Origin of the sequence: Sphaerisporangium sp. NPDC088356, from assembly GCF_040685555.1 — a bacterium.
GTDB lineage: Bacteria > Actinomycetota > Actinomycetes > Streptosporangiales > Streptosporangiaceae > Sphaerisporangium.
This window is the reverse complement of the sequence record NZ_JBFBIK010000133.1, coordinates 1-19,509: the sequence shown is the minus strand read 5'-3', so window position 1 is coordinate 19,509 and position 19,509 is coordinate 1. Positions and strand designations below refer to the sequence as shown.

Here is a 19,509-nt window from a genome sequence, read left to right as displayed (position 1 = left end):
CGGCGTCGCCGGACGCCGCGCCGAGGTCGGGCATGCCCGCCTCGTGGAGGTGGGTCGACAGGCCCACGTCCCGGTTGTCGAAGCGGACGACGTGGTGCCCGCGCTCCGCGAGCAGCTCGCAGAACTCCTCGTCCCATTGGATCATCTGGGCGCCGAGCCCCATGATCAGAAGTAGCGGACGCCCGGTCGGGGGGCCGAAGGAGTCGTACTCGATCTCGATGCCGTTCGCCGGCGCGCGGTTCATGAGAACAGAATTCCATTCTGTTTCACGTCACGACAAGCCCCCGCCGGTCACTGGGTCGCCAGGTGGGCCTTGAAGCCCGCGCCGTAGTTGGTCGCGGTGCCGTTCCAGTCGGTGATCAGCGACGGGCCGCTGGAGCAGTCCCAGTTGTTCCACGTCCACGCCAGGTACGAGAGGCCCTTCTGGTCGAGCCAGTTCATCAGGCCGTCGATGTACCCGTGGGCGCAGTCGTTCTCGCCGATCTCCCCGGCGACCAGGGGCACCTGGGCCGCGACCGGGGCGAGCTGGCTGTCCCAGCAGCTCTGGCTTGAGCAGGTGTTGAAGTTGTAGGAGTGCCAGGCGGCGGCGAGGTTGCCGGTCGAGTCGGACGGCTTGTTCGCCAGCCAGCCGGTCAGGTCGTTGGAGTAGGCGAGGCCGCCGAGCAGGATGACGTTCTGGGCTCCGGTGGCGCGCACGCTGTTGACCAGCGTCTGCATCCCGGCCACCTGGTAACCGATCCCCGAGCACGTGCCGCCGTCGCGCCAGCACGTCCAGCCTGAGGCGGTGCTGCCGGTCGCCCGCTCCGGGTAGGGCTCGTTGAACAGGTCGAACACGATGGCGGTGTCGTTCTTGAACGTGTTCGCGACCGAGGTCCAGAAGCCGGGTGCGTACTGCGCGTCCGGCATGGGCTTCTGGCACGACGCGTGCACGTCGGTGCAGGCGGACGACGTCCCGGTGTAGGTGCCGTAGCTCCAGTGCATCTCCACGATCGGGGTGATGCCGTGCGCCAGCAGCCTGGCGACGTAGCCCTTCACCTCGTTCTGGTACGTGGTCCCGCCGTACTGGGACTGGACGTTGCTCGTGCCGAGCCAGCACTCCTCGTTGAGCGGGACGCGGACGGTCCTGATCTTCCAGGCGGCCATGGCGTTGATGGACGCGTCGTCCATCGGGCCGTTCCAGATGCCGTTGCCCTGGATGCACGCGAACTCGCCACCCGACCGGTTGGCCCCGAGGAGACGTACGGCCTGGCCGGAGGCGTTGACGAGCTTGTTGCCCGACACGTGCAGCTTGGGCGCCGCGCCCGGCGGGACGGTGGGCGTGACCGTGGGCGTGGGGGTCGGGGTCGCGGTGACCGACCCGGTGCAGGCCACCCCGTTGACCTTGAAGGCCGAGGGCACCGGGTTGCTCGCGGTGAAGGTCCCGGTGAAGCCGATGCCGCTGGTGGTGGCGTTGGTGGCGAGGGCTCCGTTGTACGACAGGCTCGTCGCCGTCACGTGCGCCCCCGACTGCGACCACGTGGCGTTCCAGCCGCTCCCGACCTTCTGGCCGGCGTCGGGGAAGTCGAACTCCAGCTTCCAGCTTGTCAGTGGGTCACCGAGGTTGGTGATGGCGACGTCGCTCTGGAAACCTCCCGACCACTGGTTGACGACCTTGTAGGCGACCTTGCACCCGGCGGCGGCGTTCGCCGCGGACATGCTCACGGCGACCCCACCGGCTGCGACCAGCACGGCCGCCGCGAAGGTCGCGAGACTCCGTCTCATCAGGACTTCCTTTCGGGAAACGAACGGCCCTCGGCGAGAAATGGTTGCCGCTGGCGAAAGCGTCCTGAAATTAACCGATTAAGTCGTTGATCGCGACCATGAAGGACGGCGACCGTCCGGCAGAACAGCCGCACGTCACCGCCGGTACGGCGCAACGGGTGGGGGATGGATTCACTGCCTGCAGAAACGCGGACGCCATTCCGCCGTTGAACCGATTAACCGAGTCCCGCCACCGCGAAAGAACGATGAAAGATTCAGCTCGACGCCACCGCGCGGACGGCCTCGTCGACCGGGGTGTCCCCCTCGACGAGCTCCAGCGTGCGGCCATCGGTGCCGGGGGTGCCCAGCAGCCCGGCGATCACGGCGGCCACGTCGTCACGGGTGACCCTTCCACGCGGCACCGGCGGCTCCGCCAGGGTGACGTGGCCGGTGCCGGGGTCGTCGGTCAGCCTTCCCGGACGCAGGACCGTCCAGTCGAGGTCGCGAGCCCGCAGGTCCTCCTCCGCGTCGGACTTGGCCCTGATGTACGCCGACCAGACCTCGTCGGTGCCGGGCTCCGGCGGCCGGTCGGCCCCCATCGAGGAGATCTGCACGAACCGCCGCACGCCGGCCCGTTCGGCCGCCTCCGCCAGCAGCACGGCGGCGGCGCGGTCGACGGTGTCCTTGCGCGCCGCGCCGCTGCCGGGCCCGGCCCCGGCCGCGAACACGGCCGCGCCGGCCCCCCGCAGGTGCTCGGCGACCTCCTCCACCCCGGCGGTCTCCAGGTCGCAGACGACCACCTCGGCCCCGGCCTCCCTGACGTCCTGCCCGTGGGCGGGGTTGCGGATCAGGCCGACGGGCTCGTCACCCTGCCCCGCCAGCAGCCGCTCCAGGCGAAGAGCGATCTTGCCGTGTCCACCCGCGATCACAACACGCATACGAAATGCCTCCCCTTCGGTCATCGATGGTCATCTTCCGCACGGCCGGCCTCAGTTGGACGCCCGTACGACGGGCAGCACCTCGGCGCCGAGCCTGGCGACGTTCAGGCGGGTGAGGGCGGGGTCGCCCGCGCCCTCGACCATGAGGATCAGGTGCCTGATCCCGGTGCGCTCGATCGTGGCGAGCATCGTGGCGGCGCAGTCGCCGGGCGAGCCGACGGGGTGCAGCCGGCACAGGAGGTCGGCGTAGTCGTCCGCGTCCCTCGGAAGGTACGGACGGTCGTCCACCGTCCGGTAGCCGGCGAGGCCCGGCGCGAGCCACCTCGGGAGCGACTCCTTCATCGCCGCGACCGCCTCGGAGGTCGTGTCGGCGACGTACGCGATGCCCGCCGCCACGTGCGGAATCCCCGTCAGGTCATGGCCGTGCGCGACGGCCGTGCCGGCGTACCCCTCCATCAGTGCGGCCTTGCCGGGGTCGCCGATGTGCATGCCGAGCAGCATCGGCAGCCCCCGCGCGGCGGCCACCTGGACGGTGCCCGGCGAGGTCGAGGCGACCATCGGCCGCACCGGCCTTCCCGGCCGGGGCACCATCTCCACCTCCCTGAAGCTGAAGGTGGCTCCCTTCGCCGAGACGCGCTCCCGTGTCAGCGCGGCGATCAGCAGGTCCAGGCTCTCGACGAAGCCGTTCTCGAAGCGGTCGAGCCCGGTGCCGAAGACCTCCAGATCGACCCAGGGCCCGCCGCGCCCGACGCCGAGGCGGAAGCGGCCACCGGAGACCTGGTCGAGGAGCGCGGCCTGCTCCGCCAGCGCGACGGGGTGCTGCGTCGACAGCACGCTCACGGCCGTGCCGACCACGATGCGCTCCGTGCGGCCGAGCACGTAGGCGGCGAGCGTCGTGGCCGACGGGCACAGCCCATAGGGCATGAAGTGGTGCTCGGCGATCCACACGTCGTCGAACCCCGCCCGCTCGGCCGTCACCGCCGCCTCCACGGCGGCGGTGAGCACCTCGCCGTGGTCACTCCCGGGAAACCCCGCGACCGGCAGGAACACCCCGATCCGCACCTCGTCCGCCACGAACCCAACTCTGCCAGCCGCCGCCCTCGCGGGTCAGCTCATACGGGCGAGCCGCACCAGGTGGCGGGCGCGGCGTGCCCTTCGTGCCCGGTCACGCGTGCCGGCGCGACGGAGAGGGGCAGGGGTCACCCGGCCTGGTCTCCGGACGGCATGTACGGGCTTTCGCGCTCGACGGTCTCCTGCCGCCCGACACCGGTGCCGTGCTCCGGGGTCGAGGTGCCGTAGGGACGGCCGGACGGGCCGACGCCTTCTTTCCTGCGGCCGGCCTCTTCCTCCCGTTGTGCGATCTTCTCCGCGCGGGCGCTCGTGCTCGTGCCGACGCCCAGAGGCGACCTGGCCTCGGTGTCCGTGGAGCTCACGCCGTGCTGCTCCACCTCCGTGACCACGCGCGGAGGCCGCCTGTCGCCTCTCGGCGGGCTCTCGAACGCGCGGTCGCCGGCCATGACGACCTCCTGGTGGACCTTGGCGCGAAGCTCCTCCAGGCTGGTCCTGCGGCCCGGGGCCCCGGGCTCTCGTGGATCGATCATGACAGCACCCCCATCGCACGGCGTTCCCGCCGGCGGACGCCGGGCGGGACCTTCCCCCACAGGGTTCGTACCCCCGGGGTCTCAGCAGATACGCGGCAGCGGGTCGCCCACCAGCACGTCGACGATCCGGGTGCCGCCGAAGGCGGTCTTGAGCAGGACGAGCCCCGGCGGATCCTCGGCGATCCGCCCGATGACGGCGGCGCCCGCGCCCAGCGGGTGCGCCCGCAGGGCCGCCAGCGCCGCCCCGGCGGACCGCTGGTCGACCACGGCGATCATCCGGCCCTCGCAGGCGACGTAGAGCGGGTCGATGCCGAGCAGCTCGCACGCCCCGCGCACGGCGGGCCGTACCGGGATCGCGTCCTCCTCAAGGACCACCGCGACCTCGGAGTACCCGGCCACCTCGTTGAGCACCGTCGCCACGCCGCCACGGGTGGCGTCCCGCAGGCAGCGCACCCGCCCGCCGTCGCACGCCTCCAGCAGACGCGCGGTCAGGCCGTTGAGCGGCGCGGTGTCGGAGACCAGATCGGCGGCCTCGATGCCGAGCCCTCCGCGGGCGAGCATGACCGTGACGCCGTGCTCGCCGATCGGCCCCGACACGATGATCGCGTCGCCGGGCTCGGCGGCGGACGCGCTGAGCCCGGCCGCCGGATCGGCCATCCCGACCCCGGCCGTGGTGATGTAACAGCCGTCGGCCTTCCCCCGCTGGACGACCTTGGTGTCACCGGTGACCACCGCCACGCCCGCCGCCCGTGCCGCCGCCGCCATGCTCTCGGTGATCCGGCGCAGGTCGGCGATGGGGAAGCCCTCTTCGAGGATGAACGCGGCCGACAGGTACGCCGGACGCGCCCCGCACATCGCGAGGTCGTTGACGGTGCCGTTGACGGCCAGGTCCCCGATGTCGCCCCCGGGGAAGAACAGCGGCGTGACCACGTAGGAGTCGGTCGTGAACGCGAGCCCGCCGTCGACCGCCCCGTCCGCCAGGGGCTCCAGCAGCGGGTTGCGGAAGGACTCCAGGAACACGGCCTCGATCAGGGTCCGCGTCGCCTTGCCTCCCGCGCCGTGCGCGAGCGTGATGAGCTCCTCCCGGACGCGCGGTTTGCGACGGCGCGCCCGCTCGATGCGCTCCAGCACCTGTTCCTCGGAGCTCACGTCCGCGTCGCCTCCTTGACCCGGTCGCGCGAGAACCGGCCGAAGTTGTAGTACGCCGCGCAGGCGCCCTCGGAGGACACCATGCAGGTGCCGATCGGCGTCTCCGGGGTGCAGGCCGTGCCGAACACCTTGCACTCCCAGGGCTTGAGCACGCCCTTGAGCACCTCGCCGCACTGGCACGCCTTCGGGTCGGCCACGCGTCCACCCGGGATGTCGAAGATCCGTTCCGCGTCGAAGGCGGCGTACGCCTCGCGCACGCGCAGCGCCGAGTCGGAGATGAACCCGAGCCCGCGCCACTCGAAGTGCGGGCGCAGCTCCATCACCTCGTTGATGACGGCCAGCGCCTTGGGGTTGCCGTCCCACGGGACCACCCGGGCGTACTGGTTCTCCACGGCCGCCCGGCCCCCGGCGAGCTGGACGAGGTTCTGGTAGACCGACTGCAGCACGTCGAGCGGCTCGAACCCGGCGACCACCAGCGGCTTCCCGTAGTCGCGGGCGATGAACCCGTACGGCCGGCAGCCGATGACCGTGGACACGTGGCCTGGCCCGATGAACCCGTCGAGCCGCAGGTCGGGAGAGTCCAGGATCGCCTTGATGGCCGGAATGATCGTCACGTGGTTGCAGAAGACCGAGAAGTTGCCGATCCCCTCGGCGGCGGCCCGCAGGACGGTCATCGCCGTCGACGGTGCCGTGGTCTCGAACCCGATGGCCATGAAGACGACCTGCCTGCCGGGGTGCTCCCGGGCGATCTTCAGGGCGTCGAGCGGCGAGTAGACCATCCTGATGTCGGCGCCCCTGGCCATGGCGTCCAGGAACGAACCCCGGCCGCCCGGCACCCGCATCATGTCGCCGAACGACGTCATGATCACGCCGGGCCGCTCCGCGATGTGGATGGCGTCGTCCACCCTCCCCATCGGGATGACGCAGACGGGGCAGCCCGGCCCGTGCACCAGCGTGACCGCCGACGGCAGGTGGTCCTCCAGCCCGTGCTTGTAGATCGTGTGGGTGTGTCCCCCGCAGACCTCCATGAACTTGTAGGCACGACCCGGCTCGCACAGCGCGGCGATGCGCGCGGCGAGCGCCCGTGCCTTGTCGGCGTCGCGGTACTCGTCGACGAAGCGCATCGGACGTCACCCCTGTTCGATCATGGATTGGCGTAGGGCGGCGATCTCGTCCTCGTACGCCTGGCCGATGCTTTCGAGGAAGTCCATGGCGGACTTGGCCTCGGCTTCGTCGATCTTCGACAGGGCGAACCCGACGTGGATGAGGATCCAGTCACCGGGGACGAGAGCCTCGCCCTCCAGCAGGCCGATGTTGATGGCGCGCCGGACGCCGCACACATCGACTTTCGCGAGATCAGGACGGTCCGAAAGGATCTCCACGATCTCCCCGGGAATCCCCAGGCACATTGGTCGCCTCCGCGAGTTGGATGGATTCGAGGACGAGGTCGTCGCCGCCCTCGGTGTCGACGTCGGGGGCCCCGCAGCCGGGACAGACCGCGTACGGGTCCACCGACGTGGCGGTTTTCCCGCAGGCCCGGCAGGTGAGCCGGATCGGAAGGGTGACCAGGTCGAGACGCGCGCCCTCGGCCACCGTTCCCTCGGCGACCAGGGCCCACGCGTCGTTGATCGAGGGCTCGGCGACGCGGAGCATGGCACCCACCTGTACCCGTGCCCGGCGTATCCGCCTGCCGTCCGCCCGGCCCTCGACCGCGGCGAGGATCGACTCCGCGATCCCGTATTCATGCACGATTACCTCACCTCATCTCTTCCGGTTTCCTCTGGTCGGCCCGCATACCGCCGGGTCACATCTGCCTGATCTGCATGTAGCGCTTGATGTCGGGGATCGACTGGTAGACGATGACGCCCACCGCCACCAGCGCCGCGAGCGCCACAAGCCGTCTGATCATGTCCGTTCCTCCTGTCGGCCCGCGACGGCGGGCGCCGTCGCGATCTGTTCCTGGATGAGTTCGAGCACCAGGTCCGCGGCCCTCGGCACGGCGTCCGCGACCGGCGGGCTGAGCTCCATGCCGGGTGAGACGTCCTCGGGCTGGCATCCCACGAGCAGCACCTGCCCGGTCCCGCCCAGCGTGTCCGCCAGCGCCAGCACGGCGTCCGGGGTCATGTCGTGGGCATCGACGAAGGTGCCGGGGGCCTCGCCGGCGGTCGGCCGCAGGACGTACAGCGTGCCGGGCGGGCCGCCCCGCGAGACCGCGTCGACCAGGACCGCGCAGTCGTAGCGCCCGCCGGTGAGCTCGTAGGCGAGGTGGACGCCGCGGATGCCGAAGTCGGTCGCGCGGACCCCCTCCGGCAGGTCCCTGTCGGCGAGGAGCCTCGCCACGGCGACGCCGAAGCCGTCGTCGCCGAGGAAGACGTTCCCGACGCCCGCCACGAGGATCTTCACGTGCTCACCTCCCCGTCGGTGAACGGCTCGACCTCGTCGGGGGCGAAGTAGAGGAAGCGCCCGTGGGAGCGGTGCAGGTCGGCTCCGAGGTCGTCGTCGAGCGTGACGGCCAGGTAGCGGGCTCCGTCGACGTCGAGCAGCACGGCCTCCACCTGGGCGGTCTTCCCGGCGAGGAACATGTCGTGCGCGTCGGCGCGCCGCCTTCCGGGGGTCAGGCGTACGCGGCTGCCCCTGGCGATCTCAACTCCCGCGATGGTCACGCTGTCGGTGTCCGGCGAGGTCCCGGCGTCCGCCGCCGGATCCCACCACGGCGTGGAGGGGGGCGCGGGCGTGCCGAGGTGGCGGATCGCGCCGTGCAGCCGTTCCACCAGCTCGGGGGGCAGGTCCCCTGCCCTCTGGATGATCTCCGCCGCCCGGGGGTCGGTGGCCCGCGCCTCGCGCTTCTCCTCCTCGGTGAGCGTGAGCGTCCGCAGGTGGAGCATCTCGTCGATCTCGGTGGAGTCGAACAGGTCGCCGGGGCTCTCGGGGGCGATGTCCGGGTGGTCGTACAGGATGATCGGCGACGACAGCACCACGTCGCGCTGCCCCGGCTCGCCCACGAGCACCGGCCAGGTGTTCTCGTTGCGGCAGCCCTCGGCCGCCGCCCTGGCCCACTCCGGGGGATCGGTCACCGACAGGAAGCCCCCGGACGTCACCCCGATGAGCAGATGGGCCGCGACCAGCGAATGCCTCAGCGCCTGCTCGCGCGTGTCCGCCGCCCGTACCGGCTCGGTGACGTTCTCCAGCCGGACGCGGAGCTTCGCCAGGCCGTACGGCCCGGCCATCCGCTCGGCAGTGACCCGCAGCACCGCCCGCACCGGCTGGTGCACGGTCACGATGCGGCCGGGCGTGTCACCGGACGCCCCGAGGATCGGCTCCTGCGACCGGTCACCGGGGACGCGCACCACGACCGTGCGTTCCGTGCCGAACAGGTGCGGCATGGGCAGCACGGCCTCGATCTCGCGCGGAGAAGCCTCGTCGAAGGTGATGTGAGTCGTGCCGTCGCATTCCAGCTGGTGGACCGGCCGGAAGCCGCCGGGCTCGGCACGCTCCACCCGGCGCTCCTTGACGTGCAGGAAGCGCAGGCGCAGGCGTACGAGCGCGTTGGAGGAGCGTTCGAGCAGGCATTCGGTCACGCTCCTCGAAGGCTCCGCCGTGGCCGTGTACCACGGGGGCACGAGCACCCCGAACTGCCAGCGCAGCCGGTTCTTCGCGGCCGAGGCACGGTAGGGGTACAGCAGGTACCCCTCGTAGAGCACCGCGTCGGCCACCTTGCGGGCCGTGTCCATGGGCACGCTCATCCCCCCGCCTCCTTGAGCAGCACTTCCACCACTTCGTCCCAGGTAGCCAGAGCGCGGTCGGACTTGAACCGCTGCAGCGCCCGCAGCGTGTCCCGGTGAAGCCGCAGCCAGCCGCTCGCCGGGAAGTAGCGGTCGATCATGTCCCGCCATACGGAGACGGGCAGGTCCTGGCGCGCTTCGCAGTGCCAGGGCACCGGCCGTACGGTGAAGCCCTCTCCGGCCCTGGCGAAGACGGTGCCGCTGAAGAGCAGCAGAAGGGGGACCTCGCCCTCGTCCAGCGAGGCGAAGTACTTGCCCGCGGCCACCTCCAGGTCGTAGCTGCACGGCACGGGAACGTCGATCTCGGTGGCGCCGGTGAACCTCGGGACCATGATCGAGATGTTGGCGAACTGCAGCGGCTTGACCGTCTCCCCCCACCGGGACGGGTCCCCGAACAGGTCCGTGAGCAGCTCGGCCTCACGGGGGTCGTACCGCCGGCGCTGGGGCTCGACGCGGATCTGGCACCGCAGCGCGACGGCGTGCACGGCCTCACCCGCAGGCTCGGTGATGCCCACGCGGAAGAGCAGCGTCGGGAAGGCCGCGTAGGGATCCACACGCACACCGCGGCAGTCGAACCGGATCTCAGACACGACCGTGCCCCTCAGCCCCGGGCACGGCCCCGGAAGGCACGCGCGGCGCGGGCCCGGAAGGCACTGGGGGCGTGGGCCCGGAGGTCACCACCTCGCCGCGGCGGCGCAGCTCGGCGAAGAAGCCGTCGATGGCGTCCCACGCCTCCTGCCCGCCGTGGAAGCCCTTCCAGTGCAGCCGCACCAGGCCGACCAGCTCGTAGCAGGAGTCGATCGGCACGAGGTGACACGTGAAACCGTCCGGCCGCCGGTCGACGAGGTAGGCCTCCACATCCGGCAGCGCCTCGGCCAGTTCCGGATTGGCGGCGAGGACGCGGTCCCAGGCCGACAGGTCGAGCAGGGACTCGGCGGCCCCGCCGGGACTGGGATAGAAGGCCACGAACCGGTCGAGCGTGGAGTTGCGGAAGAAGAACGCCGTGCGGACCGGGATCTGGAGCTCCTCCCAGTCCATCGCGTCCAGCCGGAACGAGGGGACGTACAGGTAGCGCTCCGGCACCGCCCGGTACCGCCCGCGCGCGACCGTCCCTCCACGGGACAGCAGCAGGACGCAGCCGCGGCAGACGCAGAGCAGCCCGCGGCTCTCGATGTTCACCGCGTGGCCGTGGCGCTCGTCGAGCGCCTCGGCGCACATCTCGCACCGCGGCCCGCCTGCCGCGCGAGGCTCGCGAAAGCGCCGCAACCCGGTCAGCTCCGCCGGATCGTTCCGCGCCGCGCCTCCGGGGACGGTCATGGGGTCGCCTCCTGCGGCACGGGGCACTCGCCCGGCGGCCGGTGCTGGATCTGCAGGAGCGGGGACGTCCGGTCCGCCACCCCCTCGACCTCCACCCGGGACACCTCGGGGGCGGCCCGGAGCACGGCGCGCTCGATGGAGCCGGTCACTGTGGCCTGCGAGGAGGAGCACCCGTGGCAGGTGCCCTCCAGGCGCAGCCGTACGACCCCGCCCTCGTCCACGCCGAGCAGCTCCACCCCGCCCTCGTGCAGCCCGAGGTGAGGGCGCACGTCGTCGAGCGCGGCGCGCACCCGCTCGGCCGTGCCGAGCGGGTGCAGGTCGTGGAGGGCGAGCAGGCCGGAGACCACCTCGTCGGCGGCGAGGCGATGGAGCACCTCCGCCGCCTCGCTCTCGACCACGATGCGCATGACGCGCTCCAGTCCCGCGCCGTACAGGTCGACGACGCCGCGCACCAGCTCCTCGGCCTTGGCCCGCGTCACCGGGCCGGCCAGCGTGCCGAGCTCGTCGATCAGCGCCTCGACGCGGTCTCCGGCCGCTCGGATGTCATGGTCCTCGCGCATCTGCGCCGGTTCCCCCTCTGGCTCAGGTCGCGTTGAAGGCATGGGGACTGTGCAGTTTGCGTAGTTCCTGGCCGTTGCCGAGGTACATGTGCACCCCGCACGGCAGGCACGGATCGAAGCTCCGCACGGTGCGCATGATGTCGATGCCCTTGAAGGTCTCCGGCGGGTTCTCCTCGAAGATCGGCGTGTTCTGCACCGCGTCCTCGTACGGGCCCGGCGTGCCGTAGCTGTCGCGGACGCTGGCGTTCCAGGGCGTCGGCGGGTACGGATGGTAGTTGGCGATCTTGCCGTTCCTGATCACCATGTGGTGCGACAGGACGCCGCGCACCGCCTCGGTGAACCCGCAGCTGATCGCCTCCTCTGGCACGTTGAACGGCTCCCAGGTCTGGGTGCGTCCCCTTCGCACCTCGTCCAGCCCTCGCTCGACGAAGTACAGCGCGCAGGCGGCGGCGTACGCCTGGAAGTAGGAGCGGGCGCGGTTGCGTTCGAGCGCGTTGGACAGCAGCTCGCCGTTGCGCTCGGGGATCTTCCACTCGAACGTCTTCTCCGGCTTGGTGGCGCTCTTCGGAAGGTTGATCAGCACGCTGCGGCCGGTGGACTTGACGTACCCGATGTCCACCTTCCCCGACAGGGCCGTGGACCAGAGCCGGGCGATGGGGCCGCCGCCGGTGTCCAGCGCGAGCAGGTCCTTCCCGTCGAACCACCGGGGCGACATGACCCAGCTGTATTTGTCGTTGAAGTCGCGCTTCTGCGGGCGGGGGATGGTGTGCTGGTTCCAGGGATGCCGCATGTCCACCGGGTTGCCCAGCGGGTCCCGCGCGACGAAGGGCTCTTGGCCCTCCCAGTCGTCGTAGTACGAGCTTCCCAGCAGGATGCGGATGCCGAGGTTGATGTCGATCAGGTTGTTGGTGACGAGGTTCCCGTCGACGATCACGCCGGGCGTCACGAACATCTCACGACCCCAGGCGTTCATGTTCTCGTAGGTGAAGTCGCAGTGCGCCGGGTCGTTCAGGCTGCCCCAGCAGCCCAGCAGCACGCGCCTGCGCCCGACCTGCTCGTAACCGGGCAGCGCGTCGTAGAAGAAGTCGAACAGGTCGTCATGCATCGGCACGACCTTCTTCATGAATTCCACGTACCTCATGAGCCGAGTGAGGTAGTCGGTGAAGAGCTGCACCGTCGCGACCGTCCCGACGCCGCCCGGGTAGAGCGTCGAGGGGTGGACGTGCCTGCCCTCCATCAGGCAGAACATCTCCCGCGTGACCCGGCTCATCACCAGGGCCTCGCGGTAGAACTCGCCTTCGAGCGGGTTGAGCGAGCGCATGATGTCGGCGATGGTCTTGAAGCCGTGCTCCCCCGCGTGCGGGCACTCGGTGCGCTCGGCCAGCTCAAGCACGCCCGGGTTCGTCTCGCGGACCATCTTCTCGCAGTAGTCGACCCCCACCAGGTTCTCCTGGTAGATGCAGTGGTCGAACATGTACTCGGCCGACTCGCCCAGGTTGATGATCCACTCGGCCAGCGCCGGAGGCCGCACCCCGTACGCCATGTTCTGCGCGTAGACCGAGCAGGTGGCGTGGTTGTCGCCGCAGATGCCGCAGATCCTGCTGGTGATGAAGTGGGCGTCGCGCGGGTCCTTGCCCTTCATGAAGATGCTGTAGCCCCGGAAGATGGACGAGGTGCTGTAGCACTCCGCGACCTCCTTCTTCCTGAAGTCGATCTTCGCGTAGATGCCCAGGCTGCCGACGATCCGGGTGATCGGATCCCAGGCCATCTCGACCAGATCGGGGTTCTGCTCCTGTGAGGTCGTCATGTCAGCTCCGTGTTCCTGTCGGCTCCGTGGCGCCTCATGGCCGGCTCCGTCCTCATGTCAGCTCCACGGCGCCTTGTAGCCGGTGAGCAGGGCGCGGCCCTTGGCGCGCCACTTCGGCTCCCTGTCGACCGTCCTGATGGTGATGTCGCGCAGCTTGCGGACGACGCCGCCGTACACCGTGCTGACCGTCGAGGACACGTGAGCCCCCGGGGGCTCGTCCATGAACGGCATGAACTTGTCCGGGAAGCCGGGCATCGTGCAGGCGATGCAGATGCCGCCGACGTTCGGGCAGCCGCCGATGCCGTTCATCCAGCCGCGCTTGGGCACGTTGCACTTCACGACGGGGCCCCAGCATCCGATCTTGACCAGGCACTTCGGGGAGCCGTACTCGACGGCGAACTGCCCCTGCTCGTAGTACCCGGCCCGGTCGCATCCCTCATGCACGGTCTTGCCGAAGAGCCACGTCGGGCGCAGCGCCTCGTCCAGCGGGATCATCGGGGCCTGCCCGTTGAGCTGATACAGCAGGTAGAGGAGCGTCTCGGACATGTTGTCCGGCTGGATCGGGCAGCCCGGCACGTTGACGATCGGCAGCCCGGCCTTCGACCGCCACTCCCAGCCCAGGTAGTCGGCGACGCCCATCGCGCCGGTCGGGTTTCCCGCCATGGCGTGGATGCCGCCGTAGGTGGCGCAGGTGCCGGCGGCGACCACGGCGGTCGCCTGGGGCGCCAGCCGGTCCAGCCACTCGGGGAGGGTCATCGGCTGGCCGGTCTCCGGGTTGTTGCCGAACCCTGACCAGTAGCCCTCCTGCTTGATCGACTCGTTCGGCACCGAGCCCTCGACGACGAGGACGAACGGGTCCAGCCCGCCGTGAGCCGCGAGGAAGTACCACTCGATCATGGCGTCCGCGCCCTGCATCGGCCCGCTGTGGAAGTCGATCAGCGGCCAGTGCACCTCGACCTTGGGCAGCCCCGGGAGCGTTCCGAGCACGATGTCCTCGATGCTCGGCTGCATCGCCGCGGTGAGCGCGACGGAGTCGCCGTCGCAGCTCATCCCGGCGTTGATCCAAAGTATGTGGACAACGGGCTCTTCCTGCTCCTGGGCCCTGCTGCCCGCCTGCTCAGTCGTCGCGGCCATGCCGCCTCCCCCACTGCTGGTCGGTGTCGCTGAACGTCGAGACGCTCCGGTTCCCCTTGTGGTGCTCGGGCCGGTCACCCCCCGGCCGGCGCCCGCGAGGCGGGAGCGGCTGCCAGGACGTGCTGCGTGACCTCCCACAGCACGTGGTAGACCGTCGTCTGCGCCTCCTGGATGCGGTGCACGGACGTCGACGGGACGACGAACAGGTAGTCGAGGACGTCGAGCTCGGCCAGCTCGGCGAGCCTTCCGCCCTGGTAGCCGGCCAGGCCGACGGTCAGCATGCCCCTGCCCCACGCCTCCTCGAAGGCCTGGACGAGGTTGGAGGAGCCTCCGCTGGTCGACAGGCCGAGCGCGATGTCGCCCGGCCTGCCGAGCGCCGCGACCTGTCGCGCGAACACGACGTCGAAGCCGACATCGTTGGACAGGGCGGTGACCAGGGCGACGTCCGTGGTCAGCGAGAGCGCCGGGAGCGGCCGTCCGCGCCGGGGATGCAGGAAGGCGGTGGCCACCTCCTGGGCGTCGGTGCTGCTTCCGCCGTTGCCGAAGGTGAAGAGCCTGCCTCCGGCGGCGAACCTGGCCGCCATCGCCTCCGCGCACTCGGCGAGCCGTTCGGTGTACAGCTCAGCCACCTGCTCGCGCAGCCGTACGATCTCCTCGGCCTTCACCTCGGTCGACCAGTTCACGTGCCCCACGGGCGCGACCACCAGGCCTGCGCCCCCCTGGTGGCCGTGCCCCGCCGGGTCTCCGACCAGGTCCGGGTGGGTCGTGTGGAGGGCTCGGTCGGCGTAGAGAAAGGGATACAGGCGGTGTATCCCTTCGGATGGAGCCCCGTCAGCCATGCCCATCGCCGGCCCCTTTCGTGATCACGGCGATGGCCTCCTTGGCGTGGACGAGTACGGTGTCGCCCACCGCCGCGTCGACCAGCGCCACGCTCACCTGCTCGTGGACGCCCTCCATCTCGGCGATCGCGAGGTCGTGGTCGAGCAGGCGCACCACGAGCGCAGGAAGGGCCTCGTCGGAGCAGGTGAGGCACACATCGGCCAGGCGGTTCACGCGTTCGGTCATCTCACGGCCTCCTGGTCGGGCGCCTTGCGCGGGCTGGACTGGGCGAAGAAGAGGTGGACGAGCTCCCACAGGACGTGGTAGGCGGTGACGTGGATCTCCTTCACCACCGCCGGGTCGCTGGATCCGGCGATGAGCACGTGGCCGGCCGCCGGGCTCCGCGCGATGTCGCCGCCGTCGCCGCCCACCAGCGCCATCGTGAACAGGCCGAGCTCGTGCGCCGTCTCCAGGCCCCGCAGTACGTTCGGGCAGCCTCCGTCCGGCGAGATCCCGAGCGCCATGTCGGCCGGGTCGGCCCAGTGGCGCACCTGGTGGGCGAAGATCTCGGCGAACCCCTCGCGGCTGCCGACACCGGTGACCGTGGCGGTGTCGTTGCTCAGCGCCATCGCCGGGAGCGCGCGTTTGCCCATGATCACCGGGTGCATGAACTCGACCGCGACGTGGGAGGCATCGGTGCCCGCGCCGCCGTTGCCGAAGACGATCAGCTTCCCGCCCCGGTGGAACCTCGCCGCCATGTCGCGACACGCTTGCGCGATGCGTTCAGAGTCCTCCGCGAGGCGGCGTCCCGCGGCGTCTCGCCGGGCGAAGGCCTCGCTGACCGCCAGGCGCGTGGTCGATGTCACAGGCATGTTTACGCTCCGTTATGTACCGTAGTCGCCAGGCTACGGTCCGTACGCACGGAACCGACACCCTAAGCGGGACAACCCGGAGTAAAGGCTTGATCGTGAGCGGTAAGGGTGGTTGGCCGTGCTATGTACGGCTTGCCGCTGGTTGGCTCCTCAGGTGACGGGCGAACCAGTCGCGGGCGAGGCGGGCCACCTGGTCGAGCGCCCCCGGCTCCTCGAACAGGTGCGACGCGCCGGCGACGATCGCGAACGCGGTCTCCCCTGCCAGCTTCTCCATCGCCTGGCGGTTGAGCTCGATCACGGTGGTGTCGTACTCGCCGACGATCAAGAGGGTGGGCTGGTGCACCATGCGGAGGAAGTCGCCCGCGAGGTCCGGCCTGCCGCCCCGGGACACGACCGCCTGCACCGAGGCGGGGCGCTCCGCGGCGGCCACGAGCGCCGCCGCCGCGCCCGTGCTGGCGCCGAAGAGCCCGATGCCGAGCCCCGCGACCGGCCTGTGCCGCCCGAGCCAGTCGACCACCCCGACCAGCCGCGCCGCCAGCAGGCCGATGTCGAAACGCAGCGCGCCGGTGAGGGCGTCGACCTCCTCTTCCTCCGGGGTGAGCAGGTCCACGAGCACCGTCGCCAGCTCGGCGGAATGGAGCTCGCTCGCCACGTGACGGTTGCGAGGGCTGTGGCGGCCACTCCCGCTCCCGTGCGCGAACAGCACCGCACCGTGGGCGGGCTGTGGCACGACGATGTCGGCCACGAGCGAGACACCCGCGGCGGGGATCGCAATGCTCTGGCGAACCGCCATCATGTCCTCCTCATCGCTGTTCCCCCGAGTCCCCTCACAGACCGGTCAGGTCGGTCTCGGGGATCTCGCCGCGGTTCCAGCGGGCCGTCCGTTCGAGCGGCTCGACGGCCCGCGTCTCGTCGACGTGGATCACGGCGTCGAACTGGTCGCGCAGGCGGGCCCGGAAGTAGTGGGTCCGCCGCTCGGACCGGGGCCGGTAGACGGCGGCGACCATTCGCTCCAGGCGCGCGGAGCGCAGAACATCAGCCGATCGCGGGGCCCTGTCGAACGAGATGAAGAACGCCTTCTGGCCCACCTCGTGGAACAGCTCCTCGACGCTGTCGGACAGGGCGGGCCTCAGCCACTTGCGCTCGGCGGGCCCACCCCAGCGGTCGGTCGCGGTGACCGTGCCGGTGTAGGTGGTGAGGCCGATGACGCGGCACCCCTCGCCGTGCCGCTCCCGTACGAGCTGGCCGATGTTGATCTCGCCACGGCACGCCGCCTCCGTCGCACGCGCGTCGCCCACGTGCGCGTTGTGCGCCCACACGACGATCTTCGCCGGCTCGCCGCGGCGGCGGCCGAGATGCACGGCGAGGGCATCCAGAGTGTCCGCCATGTGGCGGTCTCGCAGGTTCCAGGAGCCGATGCGCCCCGAGAACATCGAGCGGTAGTGCTCGTCGGCCGTCTTCATGGCCCGCGCGTTCAGCTCCGCGTAGAAGAGCTCGTCCTCGGGCAGCAGCCCTTGTCTTCGCGCGTGGTCCATCGCCTGCCGCCGGAGCTCCACCAGCCGCCCGACGACCTCGTCCTCGCAGTCCTCCCCGGCCCCGAAGGCCGCCTTGATCCCGCACATCCGGCCGTCACCGCTGCCGAGGTGATCGAAGCAGGCGTAACGCTCGCGGGCACGGTCCGCAGCGGCGGGATCGATGCCTTCGAGATAGGCGATCACCTCATACATCGCCCGGTGAAGCCCGTATAGATCGAGCCCGTAGAAACCGGCCTTGTCGGAGTGCCCGCCGAGTACGCGGTCGTTGTGCTCGCGCAGCCATCCCACGAAGTCCAGCATCACCGCGTTGCGCCACATCCAGTTCGGGAAGCGCTGGAAGTCGCGCAGCGCCTCCTCCGCGCCGGCGTCCTGGCTGAGTCCTTGGACGTACCGGTTGACCCGGTAGGCGTCGGGCCAGTCGGCCTGCACGGCGACGGCGCAGAACCCCTTCTCCTCGATGAGCCGGCGCGTCATGGCGGCGCGGGCCGCGTAGAACTCGTGCGTGCCGTGAGAGGACCCGCCCATCAGCACTAGGTGGGCGTCGCCCACGAGGTCCAACAGCGCCTCCGGGCTCGGGACGCCTTCATCCGCGTGGGTGGCCTCCGCGCGGATGGCGCCGACCTCCACGCGGCCCGGCCCCCTCGCCCTGGCCGCCGCCGACGTCGCGGACGCGCGCAGGAGGTCCCGTACGTCCTCGACGGTGACCTCCGTGAAGTCCCAGTAGGACTGGTCGGCCGCGAAGAATGGTGAGGGGGTGGTCGCGCACACCACCTCGTCCGCCTCCACCTCCAGCTCCTCATAGGTGGCCTCGGAGGCGGCGGGCAGCGCGACGACGACGCGCGCGGGACGCAGCCGGCGCAGGGCCTTGATCGCGGCCCGTACGCTCACCCCGGTCGCCAGACCGTCGTCGACGAGGATCGCGACCCTGCCCTTGACGTCGCGCGGCTGAAGATCCTGCCGGAAGTGCCGCTCCCAGCGGGAGATCTCGCGTCCTTCCCAGTCGGCGACGTGCTCGACCACCTCCGGAGGGATGGCCAAGCCCCTGATCACATCGTCGTTGAGCGCGATCGCCCCCTCCCCCGCGATGGCGCCCATCGCGAGATCCTCCTGCCCCGGGACGCCGAGCTTGCGGGCGACGAAGACGTCGAGCGGCGCGCCGAGTGCTCTGGCCACCTCGTACCCAGCCGGGGCGCCCCCGCGAGGCAGCGCCAGCACCACGAGATCGTGGCGGCCGCGGTAGTGGTCGAGCAGGCCGGCCAGCGCGCGACCGGCATCTCTGCGGTCGCGGAACAGACGGTCGGGCATGGCGGCCCCCTAACGTGCTCGGAGGCGGACCGCCCTCGGGTCACACCCCGGTGATGACGCCACCGGGCGTGAACACACGCCTGCGGCGCCGCCGCCGGGGGTCTCGGGCGGTCCTGGGCCGTTACGTCGAGCCTACGCCTTCTCCCTGCTGGGGCCCCGTGGCCGGTAGGGCGACCCATGCCTGGATTAGCTAGAAATTTGCGTTGATAAGCATACTAAACAGGTCATCGAATCTTCATCATTCATAAAGACCACACTGTATGGAAATGTCTCATCGTTGCCGCCGTTCCAGGCCAATCCATTTATCCCCCTACCTGCGGAGCAGGGGAAACACGTAATTGACACGCCAAAGATCGGCACCGCATAATTACACAGCGGCAACGGAAAGCCCCCGGCACACAGAACGGCCCCACCCGTTCTGCCCGTTATCAATATATCGAGCATCCCCCCGACCACGGCGAACAGCACACGTGACGCATTCGACCAGCATGTCCGGAGTTTCGTAAGTCTTCCATCCGCGTCCAACCGGCGACACCCCCCGGAAATCGCCTAATACGACGCGTGCGGCCAGAATCCCCCTGAGCGACAGAGCCACGAACAATCGGCAGTCAATCATCGTGTGAGCCACCCCCCGGTTCACTCGATCGGCGATGCGCACCACGCGTGTCGTCGCTTCAGCGTTCCGTTCGTTGATTCACGCCGGCCCGGCCGACCGGCCGCGCGCTCCGCCAAGCCGGAGCTTTCCGACTTCCCCTTGTCCCCCGTCCAGCGCGACAGTGATTGGTGGTGTGGGTTGTGACCGAGACAACCGACGCGAGAACAGAGCAAAACGGCCAAGCCCCGCACAACAACGGCCAGACCCAGCAATCCCTGGCCACCCAAGCGGCACGCAACCTGGCCACCACGACCAAATCGCAACCCCAGATGCAAAGCATCTCCTCCCGATGGCT

At 70.3% G+C, this 19,509-nt stretch carries 20 protein-coding genes and 2 pseudogenes; 1 reads left to right on the top strand and 21 read right to left on the bottom strand.

The window, feature by feature from the left end:
* The 21 genes and pseudogenes from AB0O34_RS31740 to AB0O34_RS31640 all read right to left on the bottom strand — a co-directional run.
* Window positions 1-244: pseudogene (locus tag AB0O34_RS31740) on the bottom strand (alpha/beta hydrolase); the annotation flags it as partial.
* A 47-nt stretch (window positions 245-291) separates the two neighbouring features.
* The gene (locus tag AB0O34_RS31735; protein WP_363921747.1) at window positions 292-1,761 is read right to left on the bottom strand and encodes a cellulase family glycosylhydrolase; all 1,470 of its coding nucleotides are present in this window, start codon (window positions 1,759-1,761) and stop codon (window positions 292-294) included.
* Between the two features lie 254 nt (window positions 1,762-2,015).
* Window positions 2,016-2,678 carry an NAD(P)H-binding protein gene (locus AB0O34_RS31730; protein ID WP_363921745.1) on the bottom strand — a complete coding sequence of 221 codons (663 nt, stop codon included), beginning with the start codon at window positions 2,676-2,678 and terminating at the stop codon, window positions 2,016-2,018.
* 51 nt (window positions 2,679-2,729) lie between these two features.
* Window positions 2,730-3,752: an LLM class flavin-dependent oxidoreductase gene (locus tag AB0O34_RS31725; RefSeq protein WP_363921743.1), complete on the bottom strand. Its 1,023-nt coding sequence runs from the start codon at window positions 3,750-3,752 to the stop codon at window positions 2,730-2,732.
* A 125-nt stretch (window positions 3,753-3,877) separates the two neighbouring features.
* On the bottom strand, window positions 3,878-4,279 hold the full coding sequence (locus tag AB0O34_RS31720; protein ID WP_363921741.1) for a hypothetical protein: 402 nt from the start codon (window positions 4,277-4,279) through the stop codon (window positions 3,878-3,880).
* A gap of 81 nt (window positions 4,280-4,360) precedes the next feature.
* Entirely contained in the window at window positions 4,361-5,428 is a 1,068-nt protein-coding gene (gene hypE, locus AB0O34_RS31715; protein WP_363921740.1) for a hydrogenase expression/formation protein HypE, read from the bottom strand.
* Window positions 5,425-6,552, bottom strand: coding sequence for a hydrogenase formation protein HypD (hypD, locus tag AB0O34_RS31710; protein WP_363921738.1), 1,128 nt, complete (start codon window positions 6,550-6,552; stop codon window positions 5,425-5,427). Before hypD ends, hypE begins: the two co-directional genes overlap by 4 nt.
* Window positions 6,553-6,558: 6 nt before the next feature.
* Window positions 6,559-6,810 (bottom strand): HypC/HybG/HupF family hydrogenase formation chaperone, encoded by a 252-nt coding sequence (locus AB0O34_RS31705; protein ID WP_363921736.1) that lies wholly within the window; start codon window positions 6,808-6,810, stop codon window positions 6,559-6,561.
* Entirely contained in the window at window positions 6,785-7,177 is a 393-nt protein-coding gene (locus tag AB0O34_RS31700) for a hydrogenase maturation nickel metallochaperone HypA (protein WP_363921734.1), read from the bottom strand. The genes AB0O34_RS31705 and AB0O34_RS31700 overlap by 26 nt, the downstream gene beginning before the upstream one ends.
* Window positions 7,178-7,333: 156 nt before the next feature.
* Entirely contained in the window at window positions 7,334-7,831 is a 498-nt protein-coding gene (locus tag AB0O34_RS31695; protein ID WP_363921732.1) for a hydrogenase maturation protease, read from the bottom strand.
* Window positions 7,828-9,171 (bottom strand): hypothetical protein, encoded by a 1,344-nt coding sequence (locus AB0O34_RS31690; protein ID WP_363921730.1) that lies wholly within the window; start codon window positions 9,169-9,171, stop codon window positions 7,828-7,830. Before AB0O34_RS31690 ends, AB0O34_RS31695 begins: the two co-directional genes overlap by 4 nt.
* A complete protein-coding gene (locus AB0O34_RS31685) occupies window positions 9,168-9,800 on the bottom strand; it encodes a DUF6084 family protein (protein ID WP_363921728.1) in 633 nt (210 codons plus the stop codon). Before AB0O34_RS31685 ends, AB0O34_RS31690 begins: the two co-directional genes overlap by 4 nt.
* A complete protein-coding gene (locus tag AB0O34_RS31680) occupies window positions 9,793-10,527 on the bottom strand; it encodes a DUF5947 family protein (RefSeq protein WP_363921726.1) in 735 nt (244 codons plus the stop codon). Before AB0O34_RS31680 ends, AB0O34_RS31685 begins: the two co-directional genes overlap by 8 nt.
* Entirely contained in the window at window positions 10,524-11,087 is a 564-nt protein-coding gene (locus tag AB0O34_RS31675) for a NifU family protein (RefSeq protein WP_363921724.1), read from the bottom strand. The genes AB0O34_RS31680 and AB0O34_RS31675 overlap by 4 nt, the downstream gene beginning before the upstream one ends.
* Before the next feature lie 22 nt (window positions 11,088-11,109).
* Window positions 11,110-12,894, bottom strand: coding sequence for a nickel-dependent hydrogenase large subunit (locus AB0O34_RS31670; RefSeq protein ID WP_363921722.1), 1,785 nt, complete (start codon window positions 12,892-12,894; stop codon window positions 11,110-11,112).
* A gap of 57 nt (window positions 12,895-12,951) precedes the next feature.
* Window positions 12,952-14,028 (bottom strand): hydrogenase expression protein HypE, encoded by a 1,077-nt coding sequence (locus tag AB0O34_RS31665; RefSeq protein WP_363921720.1) that lies wholly within the window; start codon window positions 14,026-14,028, stop codon window positions 12,952-12,954.
* A 74-nt stretch (window positions 14,029-14,102) separates the two neighbouring features.
* Window positions 14,103-14,873: an SIS domain-containing protein gene (locus AB0O34_RS31660; RefSeq protein WP_363921718.1), complete on the bottom strand. Its 771-nt coding sequence runs from the start codon at window positions 14,871-14,873 to the stop codon at window positions 14,103-14,105.
* Window positions 14,860-15,093: a HypC/HybG/HupF family hydrogenase formation chaperone gene (locus tag AB0O34_RS31655; RefSeq protein WP_363921716.1), complete on the bottom strand. Its 234-nt coding sequence runs from the start codon at window positions 15,091-15,093 to the stop codon at window positions 14,860-14,862. The genes AB0O34_RS31660 and AB0O34_RS31655 overlap by 14 nt, the downstream gene beginning before the upstream one ends.
* Window positions 15,090-15,719: an SIS domain-containing protein gene (locus AB0O34_RS31650; protein ID WP_363921714.1), complete on the bottom strand. Its 630-nt coding sequence runs from the start codon at window positions 15,717-15,719 to the stop codon at window positions 15,090-15,092. The genes AB0O34_RS31655 and AB0O34_RS31650 overlap by 4 nt, the downstream gene beginning before the upstream one ends.
* Window positions 15,720-15,840: 121 nt before the next feature.
* A complete protein-coding gene (locus tag AB0O34_RS31645; protein WP_363921712.1) occupies window positions 15,841-16,512 on the bottom strand; it encodes a hydrolase in 672 nt (223 codons plus the stop codon).
* Between the two features lie 34 nt (window positions 16,513-16,546).
* Window positions 16,547-18,559, bottom strand: a complete 2,013-nt coding sequence (locus tag AB0O34_RS31640; RefSeq protein WP_363921710.1) for an erythromycin esterase family protein — start codon at window positions 18,557-18,559, stop codon at window positions 16,547-16,549.
* A 795-nt stretch (window positions 18,560-19,354) separates the two neighbouring features.
* Here AB0O34_RS31640 and AB0O34_RS31635 point away from each other — a divergent pair.
* Window positions 19,355-19,509, top strand: a pseudogene (locus AB0O34_RS31635) (Crp/Fnr family transcriptional regulator); the annotation flags it as partial.